Raw genomic sequence first — 24,098 nt, forward strand, 5'->3', positions numbered from 1 at the left:
GCAATGAATCAGAGGGTTTAAAAAGCGGCTTTAAGCTGGCGAAGAAGCCAGCGTGTCGCAAGGTCGCGGTGAGAGCGCTCATGCCAAACTAGCCAATAGCCAAAAGATGGAAAGTCTTCGGGCGGGAGAAAAGCGCGAAGGGCGTGGTCCTGGGTAAAGCGCTGGGCCGCGGTTGCGGGCAAGGTGGCGATCAGATTGGATTGAAGTAACATATAGGGGGCCGCAGAGAAGCCATCGATAGAGATTAAGCTTTTTAAGGCTATCCCTTTATTTTTCAGACATTGACTGAGGGGATCTGCTTCTAGATTGGGGATGTTGATGCGTAGAAGCGGCCATTCAACCAAGTCTTGCCACTTCAGTGTATCCGACTGGAATACAGGATGGTCTTTGCGCGCGACAAGTTGGCAGTACTCAGTAAACAGAAAGTGTGAATGGACCTGACTGCTGTCGGGGTCAAAGCCCGTGATCACCATATCGAGATCGCCTTTGTTTAAGCGGTCCTGAGACTCTCCACATAAAGGTTCAACTGTGATCTGGATATGGGGGGCATTCTGAGTGATCTGATCTATAGCCGGGGCCAGCACGCTGAGAATACCAAAGTCAGTCGAAGCGATCTTAAAGTGACGTTCAATCTGGTGTGCACTGATGACTTGGGGGCTGAGGAGCATATGTCCCTCGGCAAGCCATCGTGTCAGGGGCAGGCGCAAGCTTTGCCCATAAGGGGTCAAAACCAAACCCGTCCCACTGCGCACTAAAAGCGGGTCCTGAAGTGATGTGCGCAGCCGGGACAAGGCCCGGCTGACTGTGGGCTGACTAAGTCCCATATGGCGCGCTGTTTGCGTAACGCTTTGGGTGTCCAATAAAGACAGAAGAAGCGAGATTGTCGCCATGTCTAGACTGGCAAGAGCTGGGGTCGTGGGGGTAAATTTATTGCGAATGACACTCATAAGCATGATATGCCTCAGGCTCGGCTTTGATGCAAGCCTGAGGCAGCGTTTATCTAATAGCGTGTATTGATAGCGAAGAAGAACTGACGCCCGGGTTGGTAATAGTTATATCCGCTGTCAGAGTTAATCTCTTCGGCAAGAACATTTTCAATGCCAAAGCGCAAAGTGACATCATCATTGATGCGATAAGCACTGGTCAGATCAACTATTGTATAGGCTTTGGTGATGGCATTGCCAGCTCCGAGTTGTTCGCCGGTATAGCGCGCGCCAGCGCGCATGGAGAACGCAGAGGATACACGCCAATCCACTGTGGTGTAGGCGGAGACCTCGGGTGTGGTGATCAAGGGTCGATCTGTCACTGTATCTTTGGCTTCAATCATCCAGGTGGCATTGGTTTGCCAAGTGACAGCCTCATGTAAAGGCACTGTAAGATTTGCCTCTAGTCCACGCGTACGGGCCTTGTTGACATTCTCCATACGGGTCCACCACAATCCTTCATAAAAGCCAAGCGGTGCATATTCGATTTTATTTTTGAAGTCGGTATGGAAATAGGTTGTCCCAAAGGTCCAGTCATTTTTTTCCCAGGCTAGTCCGATTTCATAATTCGTGCTTTCTTCCGGATCGAGCTTGGGATTGCCGGCCATCCAGCATCCTCCACCTGAATAGCCAAGTGCGGCCAGCGAGCCACATCCGCCACCGCGCGAGAAGGTTGCGGCTGCGGGGCTGTTTTCTTTTAAAGTGGGCGCGCGAAAGCCTTGAGAAACACCCCCGCGTAAGGTCCAGGCCGGAGTAAAGTGATAGACAATATAGGCGCGGGGGCTGAAATGTTCGCCATATTTATCATGGCTATCCATACGCAGACCTAAGGTTAGCAGGAGATTATCGCGCAGGGCCATCTGGTCTTCAGTGAATAAAGCCCATGTGTCACCTTCCAGTTGCGCACCTTCAATGAGATCACCGTCATAATCGACGGGGTTGCGCCCAATCGTTTGAGTATTTTGAAGCGTTTCGCTTCTGAACTGCCCGCCGAAAGCGAATTTATGTTGAACCCCAAAATGAGGCTCGGCGCGTACGATCGCGTCGATGATTGTGTCTTTGTTTTCGGATGTATCCCCTTCGCCAACATCATTGACATATCGATTGTGAGAAATGTCGAACTGGCTTGTTAGTGCGCCCCATTCGCCTTCATGGCCAAGTCGAAAACTGGTGCGTTCAAGATGGGATGGTCCCCAGCCATATTGGTCTTGCCCGTTATCGTTGGGAACAGGCGGGGCGAGCGATTCTTGCAGACCATAAGTCCCCTCCAAGGACACAGTGTGCTGGGGCGTTAGCGAAAGTGTAAAGGCACTATTAAGGGATTTGTCTGTGACGCCGCCCGTGCCTAAGGCTTGCCCGCGTCCACCGATATCGCGCTCGTCGGGGTTTTGGCGCGAATAACTGGCCCCCAGACGCACTCCTAGCCGATCTTTGATCAGTGGCCCGGATGCCGTGATATTTAGCTGATAGGCATCTCCGCGATTATCCTCTTGCGACCAGGTATAATTGGCGCTGGCAGACCCACTCCAGATTTGCGTAATGGGGCGGGTGATGATGTTGATAACCCCGCCCATGGCGTCAGAGCCATAAAGAGAGGACATCGGTCCGCGAACGACTTCAATGCGTTCAATCATATCCGGTGCGATCCAGTCCAGGTCCTGGCGACCGAGATCGGGGCGATAATTGACATCGCGCGAATTCCCAATCCGTCGACCATTGACCAAGATAAGGGTGTAATTTTCGGGCAATCCACGGATGCGGATTTTGGACTGTTCACCGGAAGGGCTTAGCCCGCCAGTGACCCCGGGTATGCGCCCCAATATGTCCGCGAGATTGTGCACGGGTTGAACTTCAATATCTTCGCGCGTGATGACCGAAACTGAAGCAGGGGCATCGCGGAGGTTCAAACCGGTTGCCGTGCCGGTTACGATAATCGTTTCAACGTCCGTAGGCTCGTCATGCTCTTCAGCATTGTCTTGAATGAGCGGTGTGTCTTGCGCCCAGCCTGTTGTGGTTAGCATAAACGCGCTAAGCCCGATTAAGGTGCAGGTCTGCCAGCATCCCCTGGCCGCGGTCATTTTTGTTAATGTCATGATATTCCCCATAATGCATTCACAGCGCTTGCCCGAGTGCCGTCACTCGCGCTGTCAAATTGCTATTAAGAGGCATTCTTAACTAAGTCTATGCCGGGGGGCGTATTTCGGTTATGCGTTTTATGAATGTGCCTCGGGGAAAAAGGCCTCGCAGATGGCGAGGCCTTTCTGATTGTCGTTTAGGGCAGTCGTTTAGGCCTGCCAACCGGTGCCCAAGGCATTATGCACGGCGATAAAGGCTTTTAACGCTTCAGTTTTACTGCTCGCAAGAGCCGCTTCGGCGCTGAGAAGACGGCTTTCGGCATCCAGGACATCGATGAAATCATCGACCCCGCCTTCATAGCGCGTGCGGGCCATGTCTGCGGCGTCGCGTGCTGAGCTGGCCGCGCGGGTCAAAGCGTCGGCGCGGGCCTGTTCACGGCCATAGGCACTTAAGGCCGATTGTGTTTCTTCAATCGCGCTCATCACCGTTTGCTCATAGCTGAGTAAAGCTTCTTCGGCGCTGGCATTGGCGATTTCAACCCCGGCCTTGACGCGGGCGATATTGAAGCCCGCCCAGCTGATATGAGGACCAAAACTATAGCCGATCGTGCCGGTCTGGCCCACATCGTCCAGGTCTTCTGCCGCGCTCGTGACGCCAGCCATTAAGGATAGACGCGGGAAATAATCCGTCCACGCCACATGAGTGTGGGCGCTGGCCGCGATGAGGCGCGCTTCAGCGGCCTGAATATCGGCGCGGCGATGCATCAAGCCTGTGATGTCACCAATAGCCAGATTACGCGGCGTGGCGATGAAGGGCGTGTCTGCGCTACCCAGGCGGGCCTCAACATCATGGGCGCTTAGCCCTGTTAGTGTGGCCAAGCGATAGAGCGCGGCAATGCGCGCGCTTTCAAACGGGGCAATCGCAGCCTGGGTCGTGGCCAATTGCGCTTCAGCACGGGCCAGATCCAGGGCTTCACCGAAGCCTTCGTCCAAGCGGGTTTGAGCAATATCGCGCGTGCGCACTTGCACATCGCGATTGCGCTGGGCAACGTCCAGCTGGGCCTGCGCCCCGCGATAATCGGCAAAAGCGCGCGCGGTTTCAGCCGCAATCATGGCGCGGGTCTGACGGGTTAGCCAGTCCTGGCTTTGCAGGTCTTGATAGGCGGCTTCGCGCAAGGATGCGATCCGTCCAAAGACATCCAGCTCCCATTGGGCATTAAGACCCAGTGCGGCATAATCGCTTTCTGGTCCATCTTCGGATGTGCCCAGCTGTGTGCCGGAGATTTGCCGACGGTGTAGATCGGCGCTGACCTCGCCAATCGGATAAGATTGTGTGCGGGCGAGGCCCAAGCGGGCGCGAGCCGCCTGAAGCCGCCTGGCCGCAATTTTCAAATCACGATTATCCGCAAAGGCGGTGGTGATAAGGCCCGTTAGGACCTCATCATCGAGGACCTGCCACCATTGGGCGGCCGGGTCTTGGGTGAGGGCGAGAAGGCTGGCCTCTTCATGCGCGCCTAAAGCGGCAAAATCTGGCAAATGCGCGTCATCTAAGTTGCGCGGGGCGGCGGCGGTGCAGGCGCTGAGCGTCACGATACTGGCGCTGAGCGCTAAAAAGTTGATCAATCGAACCATTTTATGTCTCTTATCGGTGTAGATCCCGCCCTGATCCGGGTCGATCAGGGCGGGACCCAGGCCTAAGGGGGGTTAGGCCTGGTCCTCAGCCAGGGGACTTGTCGCGGTGGGCTTTTTACCGGTGACAAGCTCACCCAGCCGGGTGGTGACCACGAAGAAAGTTGGGGTGAAGGCGAGGCCAAAAATCGTCACGCCTAACATCCCAAAGAAGACCGAGGTGCCCAGCGATTGGCGCATCTCATAGGCCGCGCCGCTGGCGATCATCAAAGGCACGACGCCTAGAATGAAGGCCACGGAGGTCATGATGATGGGCCGTAGGCGCAGGCGCGCCGCAGACAGGGCGGCCTCGGTCACACTTTGGCCGTCGCGGTGGGCCTGACGGGCAAACTCCACAATCAGGATGGAGTTTTTCGCCGCCAAACCGATCAGCATCACAAAACCAATCTGCACCAGGATATTCATATCGAAGCCACGCGCCAGCACCCCGGTGATGGAGGATAAAAGCGTCATCGGCACGATCAGAATAACCGCAAGCGGCAGGGTCAGGCTTTCATATTGCGCCGCGAGCAAGAGGAAGACGAACACTACGGCCAGAAGGAAAGCGATGGCCGCCGTATTGCCCGCCAAACGTTCTTGTAAGGACAATCCGGTCCATTCGAACGTGAAGCCAGGGGCCAGATTTTCCGTAACCCGTTCTACCGCAGCAAGGGTCTGACCACTGGAATAACCCGGCGTGATATCACCCTGGACGCTGGCGGCAGGATATAGGTTATAGCGGGCAATCCGGTTCGGACCCGTCGTATCACTGAAGGTCGCGACCGAACCCAAGGGCACCATATCGCCAGCGCCATTGCGGGTGCGAAGACGGGCAATATCCTCTGGGCGGTTACGATAATCCGCATCGGCTTGGGCCGTGACCCGGAAGGGGCGACCGAAGGCAGTGAAGTCGTTGACATAGGCCGAGCCCAGATAAATCTCCAAGGTTTCGAAAATGTCTTCGACGGAAATACCCAATTGTTCGGCCCGTACACGGTCAATATCGGTGAAGAGCTGCGGCGTTGCGGTATTGAAGAGCGTGAAGGCCGAGCTGGCTTCCGGGGCCGCATTGGCACCGCCGGCCACTACCCAGGCCTGACCTTCCAGGGCTTGATAGCCTGCGCCAGAGCGGTCTTGGACATAGCCCATAAAGCCCCCGGCATTGCCGATCCCGCGTACAGGCGGTGGAGGCACAACCAGGATCATGGCATCGGTATAGCTGGCGAAGGTTCCACGCAGATCACCGATGACACGATTGATATCATAGCCTTCTTTCAAACGCTCTTTAATCTGCGTCATCGGAAAGAAGATCGCCGCTGAGTTTGAAGCCGTGGTGAAGGTCGCCCCATTAAGACCGGCAAAGGCGGCCGCGTGGGCGACATGGGGATGAGCCAGACCATCGGCGATGACGCGGTTCATCACCTCTTCTGTGCGTGACAGCGAAGCCCCGGCGGGCAGCTGAACCACGGCGATAACATAGTTTTGGTCCGTGGCCGGAATAAAGCCTTTGGGCGCACGATCCATCTGCACATAGGTCAGGGCAATCAGACCGCCATAAACCACCAGAACAATTGCGCTCATCCGGGTGAATTTACGCATCAAACCGACATAACCGCGGCTGGTGGCATCAAAGGCGGCATTGAATTTGGCAAAGAAGATCGCCATCGGGCGCTGCCAAATCGGCATTTGGTCAATGGACCGGTGGGGCTTTAACAAGAGTGAGGCCAGGGCTGGCGACAGGGTCAAAGACACACACACCGAAATGATCGTGGCCGAAGCCACTGTGACGGCAAACTGGCGATAGAACTCCCCCGTTATGCCTTCCAAGAATGCGGTAGGCACGAAGACGGCGGTTAAAACCAGACCGATGGAGACGAGGGCACCGCCCACTTCATCCAGGGTCGCGATCGCAGCCGCTTTGGGGCTGAGGCCTTCGGAGATTTTACGCTCGACATTTTCCACCACCACGATGGCGTCATCGACCACGATCCCGATGGCCAGCACCAGGCCGAACAGCGAGAGCATGTTGAGCGAGAAGCCAAAGACCTGCATCACCGCGAACGTCCCGACTAGCGAGATTGGAATGGCGATAATCGGAATGATCGCGGCGCGCACACTTTGTAGGAAGATGAACACGACGAGGGAGACCAGGATGATGGCCTCAAAAATCGTCTTCTCCACCTCATGGATGGATTCGGCGACGAATTCGGTTGGGTTCCAGATGACATCATAGGCGACGCCTTCGGGGAAGCTTTGCGACATCCGCTCGACCGTGGACAGAATGGTCTCTGCCGTATCGAGTGCGTTAGAGCCTGGCTGCTGGTTGAAAAGCAGGGCCAAAGCGGGTGAGGTATCAAGCTGAGCCGATGTGGCGTATTCGCGCGCGCCCAGTTCAATGCGGGCAATATCGCGGACCCGAACTTGACGGCCATCGGGTGTAGTATGAATGATGACCCGTTCAAACTCTTCAGGTTCACTCAGGCGGCCTTGAGTTTGAACGCTGATCTCAAACGCGCCCTGGCGGCCCGGATTGGGCAGCTGATCGAGCACACCGCCGGCCACTTCAACGTTTTGCGCGCGCAAAGCGCGCACAATATCGCCCGCGGTCAGGCCAAAGCCTGCGGCGCGGTCAGGGTCGATCCAGATCCGCATGGAATATTCGCGCAGACCAAACATCTGCACCTGGCCCACACCATTGATGCGTTGTAATTCATCACGCATTTGCAAGCGCGCATAGTTGGAGAGATAAAGCTGATCGCGGCTGTTATCGGGCGAATAGAGGTGCACCACCAACAGAGCGTCGGGATTGGCCTGGGCGGTGGATATGCCCAGGCGGCGAACCGCTTCGGGCAGTCTGGGTTCGGCCAGAGACACCCGGTTTTGCACCAAAACTTGTGCGGTATCGAGATCGGTGCCCGGTTTAAAGGTTACAGTGATGGTCGCCGTGCCCGCAGAGGTCGATTGCGAGGCAATATAGAGCATATTCTCGACCCCATTGATTTCTTCTTCAATGGTCGCGGCGACAGTTTCAGCAACGGTTTCGGCAGACGCGCCGGGATAAATGGCGCGGACTTCAATCGTGGGCGGGGCAATATTGGGATATTGCGCCAGGGGGAGCGATTTGAACGCAATGAACCCGATCAGGGTCACAATGGTCCAGATCACCGCCGCAAAGATCGGGCGGTGAATAAAGAATTGAGCAAATCTCATCGAAGAGAACTTTCGTATTTAATCCGTAAGGCGCGCGAGGGGGACTTAGTCCAAGCTCGCTTGCGCAGATGAGGCCGCACTGGGCGATTTTGGCGCGACGGCGACGCCTGCCATGACGAATTGTGTGCCGCTGGAAATCACCCGATCGCGAGCCTGAAGCCCGCTGCGCACGACACGCAGGCCATCGACAATGGGGCCCAGCTCAACGCGGCGAGGTTCAGCGATATTCTCTCTATTGGCGACCCAGACGAATTTGCTGGCCTGATCGGTTTGCACAACGGCATCAGGGATCAATATTGCCTGATATTCACCTGATGCAGCCAAGCGTAAACGCCCGAACATGCCGGGGGCAAAGATCGCATCCTCATTGGTGAAGACGGCGCGCGCGCGCATCGTCCCGGTGGAAGGATCCAGACGGTTATCGACAAACTGCAATTGTCCATCATGGACAAATTCAGTCTCATCCATCAGCTTCAGGGATACCGGTTGTTCACCGCCGGAAACCGCAATATCGGTGCCGGAATGGGAAAGACGGCGATAGCGAATGAAGTCGGCTTCACTGGCGGTAAATTCAAACTCAATCGGGCTTTGCTGCACCACACGGGTCAATAAAGTACCGCCCTGGGCACCGCCCACGATCAGATTGCCTTCATTGACGAAGTCATCGCTGACAATCCCGGTGATGGGCGAGCGCACCTCGGTGAATTCCAGATTCAGCTCGGCCTGATCTTTACGGGCGCGGGCACTGGCATAGGCCGCTTCGGCTTCGCGTAAGGTGCGGGTGCGTTGATCGGCGGCTTCTTGGGCCAAGGCCCCGCGCTCTAACAGGCGATTACCGCGCTCGGCTTCGGCGCGTGCATTGTCAAGGGCGGCATTAGCCGCGACCAGATCGGCCTGGGCCCCGGCAAGGGCGGCTTCAAAGGGGCGCGGATCAATGGTGAAGAGCAGATCGCCCGCCTCAACGCGCTGACCATCCTGGAAGTGAACCTGATTGAGATAGCCAGAGACGCGTGCGCGGATCTCGACTTGTTCAGCGGCGACGAAGCGCCCGGTAAACACATCCCATTCGGTGATGGTGCGCGTGGTGGGCATTGAAATTTCAACGCTGGGCGCAGGGCGTGCCGGCGGGGTTTCTTCCGCGGTGGCCTTACCCATGGGCAAGGTGGCGATCGCCAGGCTAAGCACCACAACAGAAACGCTGGCACCGATGATGAGCGTGCGCGGGCTCAGCCAAGCCGGGCGCGGGGAGGTCTCGTGATCGAACATGTCTACAGTCTTTTTTCTATACCGCATCGCCGCCTGGCCCCCCATAGGCCAGATCACGCGATCGGTCGTCAGATGAGTGTAGATCTGGGTAAGCGCTTATAGATTTATTAGACTGGCAAACCTTGGTTCATTCAAAAGCTGAAGTTTTGAATGCTAGCAGCAGCGGATATTTTCATCGATATCGAAGAGCACTTCTTCATGGGTCAGGCTGGCTGAGGATTTGGAAAAATCAATAAAGCGACGCTCTGCGTCAATAATTTTCTCCAAGGCTTCAAGGCCTTGGGCTGAGCCGAAAGAGCGATCATAGGTTTCGATATCATCCCACCAGATCTCTAAAAAGGCATCAATACAATTGCCATACAGTCCACGGGAATCCTTCAGGCACACAGAATGATTGGTGTTCAAGGGAAAACTGGCCACATAGCGGCGCGCATTCAGGGTCTTGCACAAGGTCTCAACCAGACCGGAATGGGTCTCGCGCCAACGCTGGCGAAACTCATCCGGGGTCAAATCCGGACGACGGCGCACGAAATACGCCAGCTTCACCTGATGGGTCAGCTTGACCATAGCTTTCTCCTGTTTTGCATCTTATATCGCGATTTGACATCTCGATCTAACTTTTCAAGTCCACAGCTGCCCTAAAGGCGTAGTTTAGAATGTACCGTCATGCCTCTACGGCCCTGGCCTCCTTCATCACAGCGGCAAAACTGGGCAGTTTTGCCGCAGCGGGTCGCGCGCTGGGGATTTCGCCCGCCGCCGTTGGGCAAAATATCAAACGCCTGGAAGACGGATATGGGGTCAAACTGTTTGTCCGCACAACCCGTCAGATGAGTTTAACGCCTGAGGGCGTGCTGTTGTATCAACGCGCGCGCGGACCGTTGCAGGAGCTTGACGAGATCGATGCTTCCTTCGATGAAAGTCGCGGCGTGGCCTCGGGCGTGTTGCGCTTATCCGCGCCCAAACTCTATGGGCGGCGCTGGTTGGCGCCTTTGATTGCCAAGTTTTTAAAGCTGTATCCGCAGATCGAAATCGACCTGGATGTCTCTGACACGACACGCGATATTGGCGATGTGCCGGTCGATCTGGCCTTTCGCGCCGGCCATATTGATGAGCCCGCGATGATCGCGCGCACATTGACCGAATTGCCGGTTCTGACCCTGGGCGCGCCGCAGTATCTGGATGCGCGAGGCACGCCGCATCACCCGCAGGATTTGCGCGATCATGAATGCTTGCGCCTGCGCAGTGCCAGCGGTGCGTTAGAGTTATGGACCTTTGCCATTGAAGGCGAGGTGCAGCGCGTTGATCCTTTGGGTTCGATCGTTTCCAATGATGGGGAGACCCTGATTGAGATGGCCGCTCAAGGGTTGGGTCTTGTCCAGATGGATACGTTTACGGCCCATGATTTCCTGCGCGATGGGCGTTTATTGCCCGTCATGACGCAATTTACCCCGATCTTGTCGAATTTTTATATGTGCTATGCCTCGCGTGAGCACATGCCCTTGCGGGTCAAAGTTTTCATGGAATTCGTAGAGCAATTCGCCGCGCACAATTGCTATTCGCTGGATAAATCGCTTTCCCTGTTGCCACATCATAAATGCCCGCATGAGGCGTAGGCTAAAACTTCGATATTTTTCAAACCTCTGAAATAGTGGTATGAACCATTTATTTGCCTTTTGTCTTCATCCTTCTTTGACCATAGGTGTCGGGTGCGGGGTGCAGGGTGAAGACGCAGATATATACGCTGGGCGTTATGGCCGGGCTGACCATGAGCCTTTGTCTACCCGCTGCCAGCGCAGCGCAAAATTCCCCTTCTTCGCAGGATATGTTGACGCGTCTGTCGTCATCCTCATGCTTGGCGGGCCTGCGCGGTCAGGCGCAATCGGCGGGTGATTGTAGCGCCGAAGAACGCGCTGAGCTGTCTCAGCTGCTCTTCTTGATGGCAAGCGCATTGGTGGTGGAAACCAGCACGGATGATGCGCCATCCAGCCCGGCGTCGAGCCGCATGCGCCAAGCCGCGCAAAGCGTTCTGGTGACAAGTGCTTCGTCGGAGCCCATGAGTTTTAAGGCGTCTTCGATACGTCCACAGGCCAATCCGTTTGGGCCGAGCGGGGCCAATCCCGGCGGGCATTCGGGCTGTCATCTTAATGAATTTGATTTTGCCACCCAATGCGGGGTTCATGCCTATGCGGCCAGTGAGAATGCGACCACGCTGGGCTATAATGCGCGGGTCTCCCACAGTGAGAATACGGTGGCGATTGGTGTGGATGTCAGTTCAACCTACAGTCGCCAATCGGTAGCCTTAGGCAATAATGCGGTTCTGGATAACGCGCATAATAGTGTTGTGATTGGATCGCAAGCCAGCGGGCATGTCGGGTTTAATCAAGTCTCCATCGGGTCTGGAGCCTATACCAGCGGCAGTCATTCCATGGCCCTGGGCGCGCAATCGCGTGCAGACGCCGATCATTCCATCGCGATGGGTGTCGGCGCGAAAAGCCAGGGCGAGGCCAGCATGGCCTTGGGCGTTGATGCTTTGGCGAGCAATCATTCCAGTATCAGTGTCGGGTATGGCTCAGTTGCCAGCGGCGATTATGCCCTCGCGCTGGGCGCGAAGGCCAATGCGGGCGATGCCGATAGCATTGCCATCGGGCAATCGGCCTATGCGGACGGACTTCAATCCTTGGCCCTGATGAAAGATGCGCATGCTGAAGGCCCCAATGCGTTGGCGCTTGGGGGGTCAAGCCTGGCGAGGGATGGCGGGGCTGTGGCCCTGGGGTATCAGGCGAAAGCCCACGGTGATCGCGCGCTCGCCCTGGGGCAAGGTGCTCAGGCTACCGGTCAATATGCCATCGCCTTGGGCCAGAGCAGTGTGGCCTCTGATCCGCAATCTTTGGCCTTGGGCGGGGCCAGTCAGGCCAGCGGCATTCAGGCCATTGCCATTGGCCAGGATGCCCAAGCCAGTGCCGATTATGCCGTCTCCCTGGGCGGCATGGCCAGCGGGCCCAGAACAACGGCGGTGGGAAATGGGGCCAGTGCCAGTTTCAACTTAGCCTCCGTTTACGGATATTATGCCGAAGCCAATCAGGAAGGCTCCACCGCGATTGGGGCTTTTGCCAAAGCCGATGCGCGTGAGGCGCTGGCGCTGGGGCGCAGCTCAAACGCCAATCACCGCTTTTCGGTCGCCATCGGAACCGGGGCCATCACATCGCGCGATTACCAGATCGTTCTCGGCACCAACAGTAATATGGTAACGCTGCCGGGGCTTACCTCTATCGAAAGTGCGCACCATCAAGGCCCGGTGACGGGCCTGGTGACTACGGATGCCCAGGGTAATCTTGCCTATGATAATGGCGCGACATTGGCCGCGATTACCTATAACCACGACACGAATGCCACGCAGACCCAACAGATTAGCGATAATACTGGCGATATCGCCAACAATCTGGGTTTAATCACGCAAAACAGCCAGGATATTCGTGGTCAAGCGGATAGTATTTTTGATCATGATCAGCGCATCACAGCCAACTACAATTTGATTGATCAGCAGGATCAACGCATCCACCAAAATGCAGATGACCTGAATGACGCAACATTAGGTCTTAATCAGGCGCGTTTGGATATCACGCAATTACGCACGGATCTGACGCAAAATTCTGATCAGATCTCTGATTATGCGAGCCGGATTTCCGCCAATGAAGGGAATATTTCCACCAATCGTGCTGAGATTGATCTTCTGAAGGCGGGGACCAGCGGTGATGGTCAACGCTTTATGGATGTGGAGGCGGCATCCGCACGTCATGAGGGTTCAATCGCACAGAATGTCAGCCTGATTTCAGCCCTGCAAACCCGCGATAGTGATCATACGCGCCTGATTGATGCCAACACGGCTGATATAGCCTTGCTAAAATCCGGGGTCAGCGGAGATGGGCAGCGCTTAATTGATCTGGAGGCTCTGGCGGGTCAGACCCGTGATACGGTGGCGAACCACACCCAGGTCATCGGTCAGCTGCAAAGCGATGTCGGGCGAATTGATCAGGCCTTGCAAGATATTTCGGGGCATTCGCAGAATCTATCCGACCATGACCAGCGTATAGTGCAAAATAGCGATCATATCGCGAGTTTGCAGACCCAGATGGGCGATACGCAAACGCGCGTGACAAGCTTGGAAACGACCAGCGCCCAACACAGCCAGGCCATCGCGGCCAACACCCAAGCCATCTCAACCATGACCGCCAGCGTCGGTCAGATCGCGCAAAATACGGATGATATTACCCTGAATACGCAGCAGATCAGTGATAATCGTTCAACGATTATGGCCCATCTGAGTGAGATCAATATCAATACGGCCGATATTCAGCTCCTAAAAGCGGGTGTCGCGGGTGAGGGCCACCGCTTCATCGCGGTGGAGGAGGCGACACAGGATCATAAGACCCGCATTGCGGCCAATGAAGTGACGCTGGCCAGCCACGCCCAATCCATTGCCACGAATACAAGCGCAATCGCCTCCACCCAACGCCGGATGAGCGCGGCCGAAGCTCAATTAACGACCCATTCTGAAGCGATTGCGGGACTAGAAGAAAATTTCACCAGCCTCAGCACCAGTGTCGAGCAGCTGGCCCTTCAATCCTATTATGACCGTAAGCAGATTGACGAAAACATGGAAGGTATCGCTATCGCCAATGCCATGGCGGGATCAAGCTGGTTGCAGATGAATGAAACTTACGCCCTGACCGCCAATTGGGGCTATTATGACGGGACCAGCGCCTTTGCGGTCACAGGAACGGCGCGCATTGCCGATCGGATCTCGGCCAATATGGGTATGGGCGTGGCCAATCGCACCGGCAAGGTTGGCGCGCGCGCCGGTGTGCGCATGGGTTGGTAGAGGAAGGCTTAGATGGGTAGGAAAACGGGGAAGGCCCAGCCTCCCCCGCTTCGCCCTAGGCGCGCTTGGGAATATCCTTGGCGCTAGGACTATCCGTCATCGGAACAATATGACGGATTAGAGTGTGATAACGCGCCCAATCGCTTAAAATGGCCTGGCCATGGCGCGATCCGGTGGCCGCGACATGGGCTTCGATCAAGGCTTTGCAGCGCGCTTCGGCCTCACCGGAGAGGGCCAGCAAGGTCACGCTTTCACGGTTGAGCCGGATATCCAGGCGCTCATCATCATCGAGCACAAAGGCCTCACCCCCGGTCATCCCGGCGGCGAAATTATCCCCGACCTTACCCAGAATCACGGCGGTGCCGCCGGTCATATATTCACAGCCATTGGCACCGCAGCCCTCGACCACGACATCCGCGCCGGAGTTTCTGACCGCAAAGCGTTGACCAGCACCGCCCGCGGCAAATAGCTGGCCCGAGGTCGCCCCATAAAGCACGGTATTACCGATGATCACATCGCCCGGTCCATCTTGGTGTGAGCCGCCAAAGGGCCGAATGGTGATCACCGCCCCGGAGAGGCCCTTACCCACATAATCATTGGCATCGCCTTCCAGATCCAGGCGCAGGCCCTTGGCGGCAAAGGCGCCCAGCGATTGCCCGGCGGAGCCTTTCAGGCGCAGGGTCAATTGCCCATCGGGCAGACCCTGTGGGCCATATTTGCGCACAATGGCGGAGGAAACGCGGGTGCCCACGGTACGCTCGGTGTTTTGAATATCAAATACCAGCTCCATCTTTTCACCGCGTGAGAAGACCGGCGCGGCATGCTGTAAGATCAGCTCATCCAGTGATGGCGCGACGGGGTTGCGCTGGACCCGGGTGGAGCGCGGTGGGCGCGCATGCGGATCCACCCGGACCAGAAGGGCATTGAGGTCCAAATCATCCAAATGATCGGCCCCGCGAGAGACCTGATCCAACAGATCAGAACGCCCAATGATGTCTTCCAGGCTTTTAGCGCCCAGGCGGGCCAGATGCTCACGCGTATCACGGGCAATAAACGTCATCAGATTGACGACGTGATCGGCGAGGCCGCGGAATTTCTCGCGCAGCGCTTCGTCTTGTGTACATACGCCCACGGGGCAGGTGTTGGAATGACATTGGCGCACCATCAAACAGCCCAAAGCGATCAGCGAAGTGGTGCCGATACCGAACTCTTCTGCGCCCAGCATGGCGGCCATAATCACATCGCGGCCCGTGCGGATGCCGCCATCGGCGCGCAAGGTGATGCGTTCGCGCAAACCATTCAGGCTCAATACCTGATGGACTTCGGAGAGGCCCAATTCCAGCGGTGAGCCCGCAAACTTCAAAGAGGTCTGCGCGCTTGCCCCCGTGCCCCCGACATTGCCGGAGATCAAAATGACATCGGCATCGGCCTTGGCAACGCCTGCGGCGACCGCGCCGACACCGGCCGAAGCGACCAGCTTTACACAGACGCGTGCATCGGGATTGATCTGTTTCAAGTCATAAATGAGCTGCGCCAGATCTTCGATCGAGTAAATATCATGGTGCGGCGGAGGCGAGATCAGGGTCCGGCCCGGCGTCGCCAGACGCATACGCGCGATAAATTCGGTGACTTTAAAGCCGGGCAATTGCCCGCCTTCACCGGGTTTTGCCCCTTGTGCGACCTTGATCTCGATCTCACGGCATTGGTTGAGATATTCTGCCGTCACACCAAAGCGGCCCGAGGCCACCTGCTTGATGGCCGAATTCATATTATCGCCATTGGGTTGGGGGTTATACCGGCTGGGGTCTTCTCCGCCTTCGCCCGAGACCGATTTCGCCCCGATGCGGTTCATGGCGACGTTGAGCGCGCCATGGGCCTCAGGCGAGAGCGCGCCCAGCGACATGCCGGGCGTGACAAAGCGCTGGCGGATATCATTGACGCTTTCACAATGGGCAATATCCAGCGCCGGGCCCAGCGGGCGGGCCGCTAGCAAATCACGCAGCTGAATGGGCTCGCGGCTTTCCTGCACGTCGACATAGTGACGGAAGGCGTCATAGCGGTCTTCACGCACCGCGCGCTGCAGATGGGTGATGCCTTCGGCTTCAAAGGCATGGCGCTCGCCGCTGGCGCGCTGGCGATAAAACCCCCCGATGGGAAGGCGCACAGGCGCTCCGCTATCATGACCTTGCCAGGCCCAGTGATGTAGCTCGGCCAGCTTGATTTCAATCCCGGCCAGTCCAATACCTGAAATGCGACTGGTCACGCCGCCCAAATAGGTCGCCGCCAAGGCGCGCGACAGGCCCAACACTTCGAAATTACACCCGCCGCGATAGGAGGAGACGACGGAAATGCCCATTTTAGACATGATTTTTAAAAGGCCCGCTTCTAAGGCCCGTTTGATATTGAGCGATTTCTGCTCGCGGCTAAGCCCGCTGGCACTCTCGCGCCCGCATCCGGTTTCAAAGGCCAGATAGGGATTGACCGTGGTGGCCCCTAGTCCCACCAGAACCGCCAGCGCATGGGCATCATGGACATCGCCTGCGCGTACATTGAGGGAGCAATAGGTGCGAAGGCCTTCCTGGGTGAGGTGCGTGTGAACCGCGCCCACGACCAGCGCCATGGGTAGCGCACAGTGCTCTGGCCCCTGGGCCATATCGCTGATCAACAGATGCGAGGCCCCATCGCGAATGGCACTGGCGGCTTCACGTTTGATCCGCTCTAGCCCGTCTTTCAAGGCCTCGCCATCGCCTTCAATGGCTTCGGCGGGAAAAGTGGCATCCAATTCGGCAATATTATCGCCCAGAAAAGCTTTCAGCCGATCGACCATGCCATTAGTTAAAACCGGACTATCAAGCACATAGACATCGGTCTGGGTTTCGTCTTGCGCCAGAATATTACCCAGATTTTTGAACCGGGTTTTCAGGCTCATCACCCGGCCTTCACGCAAGGGATCAATCGGGGGATTGGTGACTTGCGAGAAATTCTGGCGGAAATAATGATAAAGCGGGCGGTGGCGCGTCGAAAGAACAGCCAGTGGGCTATCATCGCCCATGGAGCCGATGGCTTCTTTACCGGTTTCGGCCATCGGGGCCAGGATCAGCTCCAAATCTTCCAGCGATAATCCAGCGGCGGCCTGACGGCGCTCCAGGGCTTCGCGCTCCCACAACGCATCTTCTGGACCTTTGCCGATCTCGGCCTCAATATCGCGGACATTTTTTAGCCAGCTTTGGTATGGGTGCTCATCGGCCAGCTTATCCAAAATCTCATGGGGGGCGTAGAACCGGCCCTCATCCAGATCAATCGCCAGCATACGTCCAGGCATCAGCGCGCCGCGCTCGCGCACCCGCGCTTCATCCAGCGGCGTCATCCCGGTCTCAGATCCCACCGCCAACAAGCCATCTTGGGTAAGGGCGAAGCGCAAGGGGCGTAGGCCCGAACGATCCAGACCCGCAATCGCCCAACGCCCATCATAGGCGGCAATGGCTGCCGGGCCGTCCCAGGGTTCCATCACTGAGTTGCAATATTCATAGAGCGCGCGCCATTTGGCGGGCATGGCCTTGGTGCGTTTCGACCAAGCCTCGGGGATGAGGAGGGTTTTGGCCATGGGCGCTGAGCGCCCGGCATGAACCAGAATTTCAAAGACCTGATCGAGCGCGGCGGAGTCTGACGATCCCGGCTGGATGACGGGGCAGACTTCTTGCTCAGCCCCGCGAAAGGCCTCGGATGCCATGCGGATCTCATGGCTTTTCATCCAGTTGACATTGCCTTTAAGGGTGTTGATCTCGCCATTATGGGCCAGCATGCGAAAGGGCTGGGCCAGCTTCCATTCGGGGAAGGTGTTCGTGGAATAGCGCTGGTGATAGATCGCAAAGCGCGACACGAAGCGCGGATCGGTCAGATCGGGATAAAAGACGTCAATATCTTCGGCCAGGAACATGCCTTTATAGATCACGTCCTGGGCGGAAAGCGAGGAGAGGTAAAAGCCCGACAAAGTCTGGCGGCGGGCCTGGCTTTCGATCCGGCGGCGCACCAGATAGAGCGTGCGTGAGACCTCTTCGCTGGTGCGGTTTTTGGGATCCTGGAACAGGATTTGTTCAATGGCGGGCCGGGTCGCGGCGGCCTTCTGGCCCAGACAGGCGGGGTTGACGGGCACTTGGCGCCAGCCCATCAGGCGGAAGCCTGCGGCCAGAATTTCAGTCTCCACCAGGGTGCGGCCCTTATCCTGCGCCGCAAAATCCGTGCGCGGCAGGAAGACCATGCCCACACCAATCGGGCTTTTGCCTGGCGTATGGCCGTTTTTGATAATTTGATCTTTGAAGAAATCTTGCGCGATATCAACGCGCACCCCGGCCCCATCGCCGGTCTTGCCATCGGCATCTACCGCACCGCGGTGCCAGACGGCTTTCAGGGATTTCAGCGCCAGCTCGACAATTTCGCGCCGGGGCTGACCATCAATGGCGCAGATCAATCCAACGCCGCAGGATGCATGCTCTTCTTCAGGTTTATAGGCGTGGGCCTCGATCAGGCGTTGGCGTTGGGCCAGATAGGTTTCAGGGGTCCAATGGGTCATGCCTCTACCCCTTCTAATTGGGTCGATTGCTGGGCTTTATGAGATTGATCAATCAGATAATTGTGAATGGCTTTGGCGGCTTCTTGGCCATCGCGAATGGCCCACACCACCAAGGATGCGCCGCGCACAATGTCACCGGCACCAAAGACGCCGTCCATGGCGGTTGCGCCGGTGAAAGGATCCGCCTTCAGCGTGCCCCATTTGGAGACGGGCAGGGTGGGGGCCTGGAACTGATCCACCAGATCCTCGGCCTCAAAGCCTAAAGCGGCGATGACCATATCGGCCTGAACATCAAAGGTTTGACCGTCGATGGCTTCAGGGCGTCGGCGCCCTTGCGGATCGGGTAGGCCCAAACGCATGCGCTGGGCACGCACGCCCGTGGCGTGCTGGGCATCGCCCAAAATCGCGGCCGGTGCGGCCAGCCATTCAAAAACGGCCCCTTCTTCTTCGGCATGGGCGACTTCACGCGCGGAGCCCGGCATGTTGGCGCGATCGCGGCGGTAAAGACAGGTCACAGCCTTCGCCCCTTGGCGCAGGGCCGTGCGCACGCAATCCATGGCCGTATCCCCGCCGCCAATGACGACAACGCGCTTTCCGGCGGCATTGAGATGACCCGTGTCGAAGGCTTCAACCTCATCGCCCAAGCCTAAGCGGTTGGAGGTGGTGAGGTAATCCAGCGCCGCAATCAGGCCTTGCCCACCCGAACCCGGACAGGTCAGCTGGCGCGCTTTATAGGTGCCGGTGGCGATCAGCACCGCATCATGCTTGGCGCGTAGCCCAGCCAGATTGGCATCCTTGCCGACTTCAAAATTCAAGCGGAACTCAACCCCGCCCTGTTTCAAACGCTCCACCCGGCGGGTGACGACATGCTTATCCAGTTTGAAATTGGGAATGCCATAGATGAGAAGCCCGCCAGCGCGGTCCTCGCGTTCGTAAACGACGATTTTATGCCCGCGTTCGCGCAGGCGCTCGGCCGCGGCAAGGCCTGCCGGGCCAGAGCCGATAATGCCGACCGAAAGCCCCGTTTCTGGGGCGGCGTCCAAGGGCTTCACCCACCCCTGATCCCAGGCCGTTTCGGCAATAAAAGTCTCCACCGACCCAATTGTGACCGCGCCATGGCCCGATTGTTCGATGACGCAAGCGCCCTCGCACAGGCGGTCCTGGGGGCAGATCCGACCGCACACTTCGGGTAGGGTCGAGGTAGCGGTGGAGACCTGATAAGCTTCCTCCATCCGGCCTTCAGCGGCCAGCAGCAGCCAGTCGGGTATGTTATTCTTCAACGGGCAACCAGATTGACAAAAAGGGATGCCGCATTGCGAACAGCGTGAAGCCTGCATCTCACCAGCTTGTGTGGTGAAGCGCTCATAAATCTCTAAAAAGTCCTTCGCGCGGTCCTCGGCGGTGCGTTTACGCGGATAGGCCTGGTCTTGCTCGGTAAATGTGAGCATACCCGTCTCCCTTATGTGCGGGCCTGACGCTTAATATATGGGCCAGACCCTCCCCTGCTGCGCTTATTATCTGTCGTCTTCGCGACTATGGATGCGCATCATTTTGCATTGCAGCATGAGAAAAAACGCCTTGGCAAGCAGATTCTAGGGCCGGTGTCTTTTGGGCCTGGCGGCGTAAACAGGATCGGGTGTCGGGTCAAATGTGTTCGTGAGTTTCTCTTAAATCTATATAAAAACTAGGCTTTCACCGGTTTAAATGGGCTGTCTCTAATCTGTCTGAAGGCCGTTATCGGGTGCAGAGCGGAGTTTTGCCTTGCCTAAAACTTGGGCGCGCCTGCCCGTCTGTCGAGAGTGGGCGTGGGGATGATGTCTTTATTGTCGCAACCTAAAGTAAAGATGGCGGTTGAGCCTTCTTTATATTTCGTCAATTCATGCAATGTCAATACTTTAAGTTGTTTGTCTTGAGTTTTTAACAATCAGAGAGGTGAGTTCTCACCTCTATTTACTTTCATTTTACCATACGTGCTGCACAACAGGGGTAATTGCGCGTGGTTTGTACCAATCGGATGAAGTGATTTACGCTTTGATCAGGTCAAACCCGCATCATCAGGTCGACACTTAATCTCGCGGGGCGAATGGGGACACAATGGCAGTTTTAAATCGGATATGGACCAAGTTGGGTTTGGGTGTGAGCTTGGCCGCAACCCTCACCGCGACCAGTTTCGCCGCAGATTCGCTTGTCTACCTTCATGACAGTTCTCCTAGCGATACTCACCGCTTTGAAAGTGGTGTTTATTATACCGAAGACGGTGTTCAGGTCACTGCGTCCCCAACATTGGTTTTGACGGAGACCAACTCTGAGAATGTTTACTATGATGGTAGTGGGTCAAGTATTGGTGATTACGTAACTACCTCTGGCACCCTGATTATTACATCCCCTACCGGGTATAATTTGGCGAATGTTAGGTTGCGGCTGTTATATGGTTTAGCGGCCTCACAAAGTTCAAGCTATGGAAACCTCAATACGTCCGAAGTACAGTGTGTGTATACACTTTCAGGTCAAACTATAGATACTCGCAATGATAGTTATGTGGGGTCTTGGGGGCGGTTCGGTGATACGGTCGGGGGGCAATATAACCGTATTGAATGCAGTGGTGTGTCAAATGTCGATAAAATGATTATCTACCACATGACATATTATTTGATTGCAGACACCACCCCGCCAACGGTCACTTCAATTGTCCGCTCATCGCCTACAGCCCAGACGACGAATAGTGATAGCCTGTCATGGGCCGTGACCTTCAGTGAAAGTGTGACCAATGTCAGCACGGATGGGTCTGACTTCACGGTAAGCGGGCCGACGGGGGTCAGCCTGGCGGTGAGCGGCTCAGGGGCCAGCTATACCGTTACGGCGACAGGCAGTAATCTGGCGAGTTATGAGGGCACGGTGTCTTTAGCGCTCGCCTCTGGTCAAGACATTCAGGATGCGGCCAGTAACGCTCTCACCAATACCACGCCAACCGGTACGGTTGAGACCTACACGCTGGATAACACCGCCCCGACGGTGACTTCAGTTGGCGTGCCATCGAATGCGACCTATAGTTCCGGGCAAAATTTGGATTTCACGGTCAATTTCAGCGAAAACATCACGGTCAATACGGCAGGGGGTACGCCCCAAATTGCTCTCACCATTGGTTCAACGACGCGTCAAGCGAGTTATCAGTCCGGTTCTGGGACCAGCGCTTTAACTTTCCGCTACACCGTTCAAGCGGGCGATGAAGATACCGACGGGATCGCCGTGGGAACATTAGCGGCCAATGGCGGCACTTTACGCGACGCGGGCGGGAATGATGCCAATCTTACGCTCAACAGTGTTGGGGCGACGACAGCGGTTTTAGTCGATGCGGTCGCGCCGACGGTTACAAGTCTCGATGTACCCTCAAATGGGACTTATGGTACCGGCCAAAACCTTGATTTCACGGTCAATTTTAGCGAAAATATCACGGTCGATACCAGTGGGGGTACGCCTAAAATTGCTGTGTACATTGGTTCGAATGTGCGTACCGCCTATTATCAATCCGGCTCTGGGACCAATGCTTTGCTGTTCCGTTATACGGTTGAGGCCGGTGAAGAGGACAGTGATGGTATTTTTGTGGTAACCGCCGCTACAGGGGATGCCACCATGCGCGACCCAGTGGGGAATGATGCCAATTTCTCCATCACCAATACCGGCGTTAACTTACTTCCAGGGGTCTTAGTTGATGGGACGAGAGAGACGGTGTCCTCGGTTGGCGTGCCTGCGAATGGGACCTATATCCAAGGCCAGGATTTAACCTTCACTGTGAATTTCTCCGGGACCATCACCGTCACCGGTACGCCCCAGCTTAATTTGACCATCGGCTCAGCCAATGTCACGGCGGATTATGTGAGTGGGTCTGGCAGTTCGGCGCTGACCTTTACCTATACCGTTCAGGCCGGAGATACCGATAGCGACGGTATCGCGGTGACTTCATTGTCGGCGAATGGCGGCACCTTGCGCGGCGGGAATAATAAAGATGCCACTTTAACCTTGAATAGTGTCGGTGCATTAACGGCAGTCTTAGTGGACACAACCGCGCCTACCCTTTCGCAAGTGACGGCGGTCCCAACCCAAAGCAATGACAATACTCCTAATTATACCTTCTCAACAAATGACACGGGTACGCTTTCTGTAGGGGGCTCGTGTGGCACCTCAACATCGACGACGATCTCTTCGACCGGCAACCAGACAATCACACTCACACAAACTGATAACTCTTCCGCACTCAGCGATGGGACATATGCAGATTGTACCGTGACCGTTACGGATGCGGCGGGCAATGCCTCAACAGCTTTGGCGATTAACAGCTTTAGCGTGGATACGACTGCCCCAACAGTAGCTCTGTCCTCAAGTGCGGGCGCGACAGTTTACGGTCCATTCGACGTCACGGTGACGCTCAGTGAAGCAACTGCAAATCTGATAGCGGATGATTTTACAGTCTCTAATGGCAGCGTTACGCTCGCTAATGTCAGCCCCACCGTATACACGCTAAGCGTCACCCCGTCAGGGGGCAGTCCTGTCACTGTGAACTTAGATGCCGCTACGTTTAGTGATGCTGCGGGGAATGACAACACGGCTGCGCCAACTGGGATTACACGGACCTATGTTGCCGACAGCACGGCACCAACTCTCACCTCCATTGTGCGCTCCAACCCTACGGTTGAGCTGACCAATTATAACGAGGTTCGCTTTGCGGTGACCTTTAATGAGGCGATGGGCACGATCAGTGCCAGTGACTTTACCGTGTCAGGCACCAGCGGCACGGTCAGCGGCGTCACCAATCCTTCGGGCAATGTTTACAATGTGACGGTGTCTGGTGGTGATCTGGCAAGCTTTAATGGCGTTGTCGGTGTGAGCCTTGCTTCGGGTCACGCGATTACGGATGTGGCCGGTAATGCATTGGTCAACACCACCCCGTCTGGCAGTGTGGAGACCTTTACGCTGGATAATACCCAAGCGGTTTTCCAGTCTCTGGTGCGTCATACCCCCAATACCGCAACAACCCCGGCGGATACGCTGACCTGGCGTTTGACCTTCTCAGAAGATGTGAAAACATTTGGTCAATCCGGTCTAACCGCCAATACTTTTGGCTATACGGCGTCGGGTCTGACGGGCGCGAGCTTTGCGGTCAATCGTGTGTCGACGGGCGTTTATGATGTGACCCTTTCTGGTGGCAATCTGGCCAGCTTTGAAGGGACTGTTCGTATAGGCTTTGAGGTGTGCCAAGAACCCTATGATCTCGCCGGTAATGATCTGACGTCTTATACGCCTAGCGGTGCCAATGAGCACACCTATACGGTGAGCCAGGATACCACGGCCCCGACGGTGGCGATCAGCTCCTCGGCGGCGGATCCGGTTAGTGGCACCTTTGATGTCACGATCACCTTCTCTGAAGCGGTGAGCGGCTTTGATGTCACTAA

General features: G+C 56.4%; 11 protein-coding genes. 3 read left to right on the plus strand and 8 right to left on the minus strand.

What is annotated here, in order from left to right:
- Positions 1-17: 17 nt before the first annotated feature.
- From H151_RS0106315 to H151_RS0106340, 6 genes are all read right to left on the minus strand, one after another.
- Positions 18-947: a LysR family transcriptional regulator gene (locus tag H151_RS0106315; RefSeq protein WP_026353865.1), complete on the minus strand. Its 930-nt coding sequence runs from the start codon at positions 945-947 to the stop codon at positions 18-20.
- A 53-nt stretch (positions 948-1,000) separates the two neighbouring features.
- Positions 1,001-3,076: a TonB-dependent receptor domain-containing protein gene (locus H151_RS0106320; RefSeq protein WP_169336720.1), complete on the minus strand. Its 2,076-nt coding sequence runs from the start codon at positions 3,074-3,076 to the stop codon at positions 1,001-1,003.
- Between the two features lie 192 nt (positions 3,077-3,268).
- Positions 3,269-4,690, minus strand: a complete 1,422-nt coding sequence (locus tag H151_RS15685) for an efflux transporter outer membrane subunit (RefSeq protein ID WP_019960805.1) — start codon at positions 4,688-4,690, stop codon at positions 3,269-3,271.
- A 72-nt stretch (positions 4,691-4,762) separates the two neighbouring features.
- Positions 4,763-7,936 (minus strand): efflux RND transporter permease subunit, encoded by a 3,174-nt coding sequence (locus tag H151_RS0106330; RefSeq protein WP_019960806.1) that lies wholly within the window; start codon positions 7,934-7,936, stop codon positions 4,763-4,765.
- A 45-nt stretch (positions 7,937-7,981) separates the two neighbouring features.
- Positions 7,982-9,202 carry an efflux RND transporter periplasmic adaptor subunit gene (locus H151_RS0106335; protein ID WP_019960807.1) on the minus strand — a complete coding sequence of 407 codons (1,221 nt, stop codon included), beginning with the start codon at positions 9,200-9,202 and terminating at the stop codon, positions 7,982-7,984.
- 153 nt (positions 9,203-9,355) lie between these two features.
- On the minus strand, positions 9,356-9,769 hold the full coding sequence (locus tag H151_RS0106340; protein ID WP_019960808.1) for an EthD domain-containing protein: 414 nt from the start codon (positions 9,767-9,769) through the stop codon (positions 9,356-9,358).
- Between the two features lie 89 nt (positions 9,770-9,858).
- Here H151_RS0106340 and H151_RS0106345 point away from each other — a divergent pair, with 89 nt between their 5' ends.
- Both H151_RS0106345 and H151_RS0106350 read left to right on the plus strand, forming a co-directional pair.
- Entirely contained in the window at positions 9,859-10,815 is a 957-nt protein-coding gene (locus H151_RS0106345; RefSeq protein WP_019960809.1) for a LysR family transcriptional regulator, read from the plus strand.
- A 107-nt stretch (positions 10,816-10,922) separates the two neighbouring features.
- The gene (locus H151_RS0106350) at positions 10,923-14,081 is read left to right on the plus strand and encodes a YadA-like family protein (RefSeq protein WP_156823406.1); all 3,159 of its coding nucleotides are present in this window, start codon (positions 10,923-10,925) and stop codon (positions 14,079-14,081) included.
- Positions 14,082-14,136: 55 nt separating this feature from the next.
- Here the strand turns inward: H151_RS0106350 and gltB are convergent, their stop codons facing one another.
- Together gltB and H151_RS0106360 are read right to left on the minus strand one after the other, a co-directional pair.
- Positions 14,137-18,651 carry a glutamate synthase large subunit gene (gene gltB / locus H151_RS0106355; RefSeq protein WP_019960811.1) on the minus strand — a complete coding sequence of 1,505 codons (4,515 nt, stop codon included), beginning with the start codon at positions 18,649-18,651 and terminating at the stop codon, positions 14,137-14,139.
- Entirely contained in the window at positions 18,648-20,099 is a 1,452-nt protein-coding gene (locus tag H151_RS0106360; protein WP_019960812.1) for an NAD(P)-dependent oxidoreductase, read from the minus strand. The genes gltB and H151_RS0106360 overlap by 4 nt, the downstream gene beginning before the upstream one ends.
- Before the next feature lie 1,189 nt (positions 20,100-21,288).
- On the opposite strand from H151_RS0106360, the gene H151_RS17685 reads away from it, so the two are divergent.
- A partial coding sequence (locus tag H151_RS17685) for a beta strand repeat-containing protein (RefSeq protein WP_019960813.1) occupies positions 21,289-24,098 on the plus strand: 2,810 nt, incomplete at its 3' end.

Origin of the sequence: Woodsholea maritima DSM 17123 (assembly GCF_000382325.1) — a bacterium.
GTDB lineage: Bacteria > Pseudomonadota > Alphaproteobacteria > Caulobacterales > Maricaulaceae > Woodsholea > Woodsholea maritima.

What these genes read in the sequence shown, in the direction of transcription:
- H151_RS0106320 (WP_169336720.1), bottom strand. Translation starts at nt 3,076, where the DNA reads ATGACATTAACAAAAATGACCGCGGCCAGGGGATGCTGGCAGACCTGC.
- H151_RS0106315 (WP_026353865.1), bottom strand. Translation starts at nt 947, where the DNA reads ATGAGTGTCATTCGCAATAAATTTACCCCCACGACCCCAGCTCTTGCC.
- gltB (WP_019960811.1), bottom strand. Translation starts at nt 18,651, where the DNA reads ATGACCCATTGGACCCCTGAAACCTATCTGGCCCAACGCCAACGCCTG.
- H151_RS0106345 (WP_019960809.1), top strand. Translation starts at nt 9,859, where the DNA reads ATGTACCGTCATGCCTCTACGGCCCTGGCCTCCTTCATCACAGCGGCA.
- H151_RS15685 (WP_019960805.1), bottom strand. Translation starts at nt 4,690, where the DNA reads ATGGTTCGATTGATCAACTTTTTAGCGCTCAGCGCCAGTATCGTGACG.
- H151_RS0106335 (WP_019960807.1), bottom strand. Translation starts at nt 9,202, where the DNA reads ATGTTCGATCACGAGACCTCCCCGCGCCCGGCTTGGCTGAGCCCGCGC.
- H151_RS0106360 (WP_019960812.1), bottom strand. Translation starts at nt 20,099, where the DNA reads ATGCTCACATTTACCGAGCAAGACCAGGCCTATCCGCGTAAACGCACC.
- H151_RS0106340 (WP_019960808.1), bottom strand. Translation starts at nt 9,769, where the DNA reads ATGGTCAAGCTGACCCATCAGGTGAAGCTGGCGTATTTCGTGCGCCGT.
- H151_RS0106330 (WP_019960806.1), bottom strand. Translation starts at nt 7,936, where the DNA reads ATGAGATTTGCTCAATTCTTTATTCACCGCCCGATCTTTGCGGCGGTG.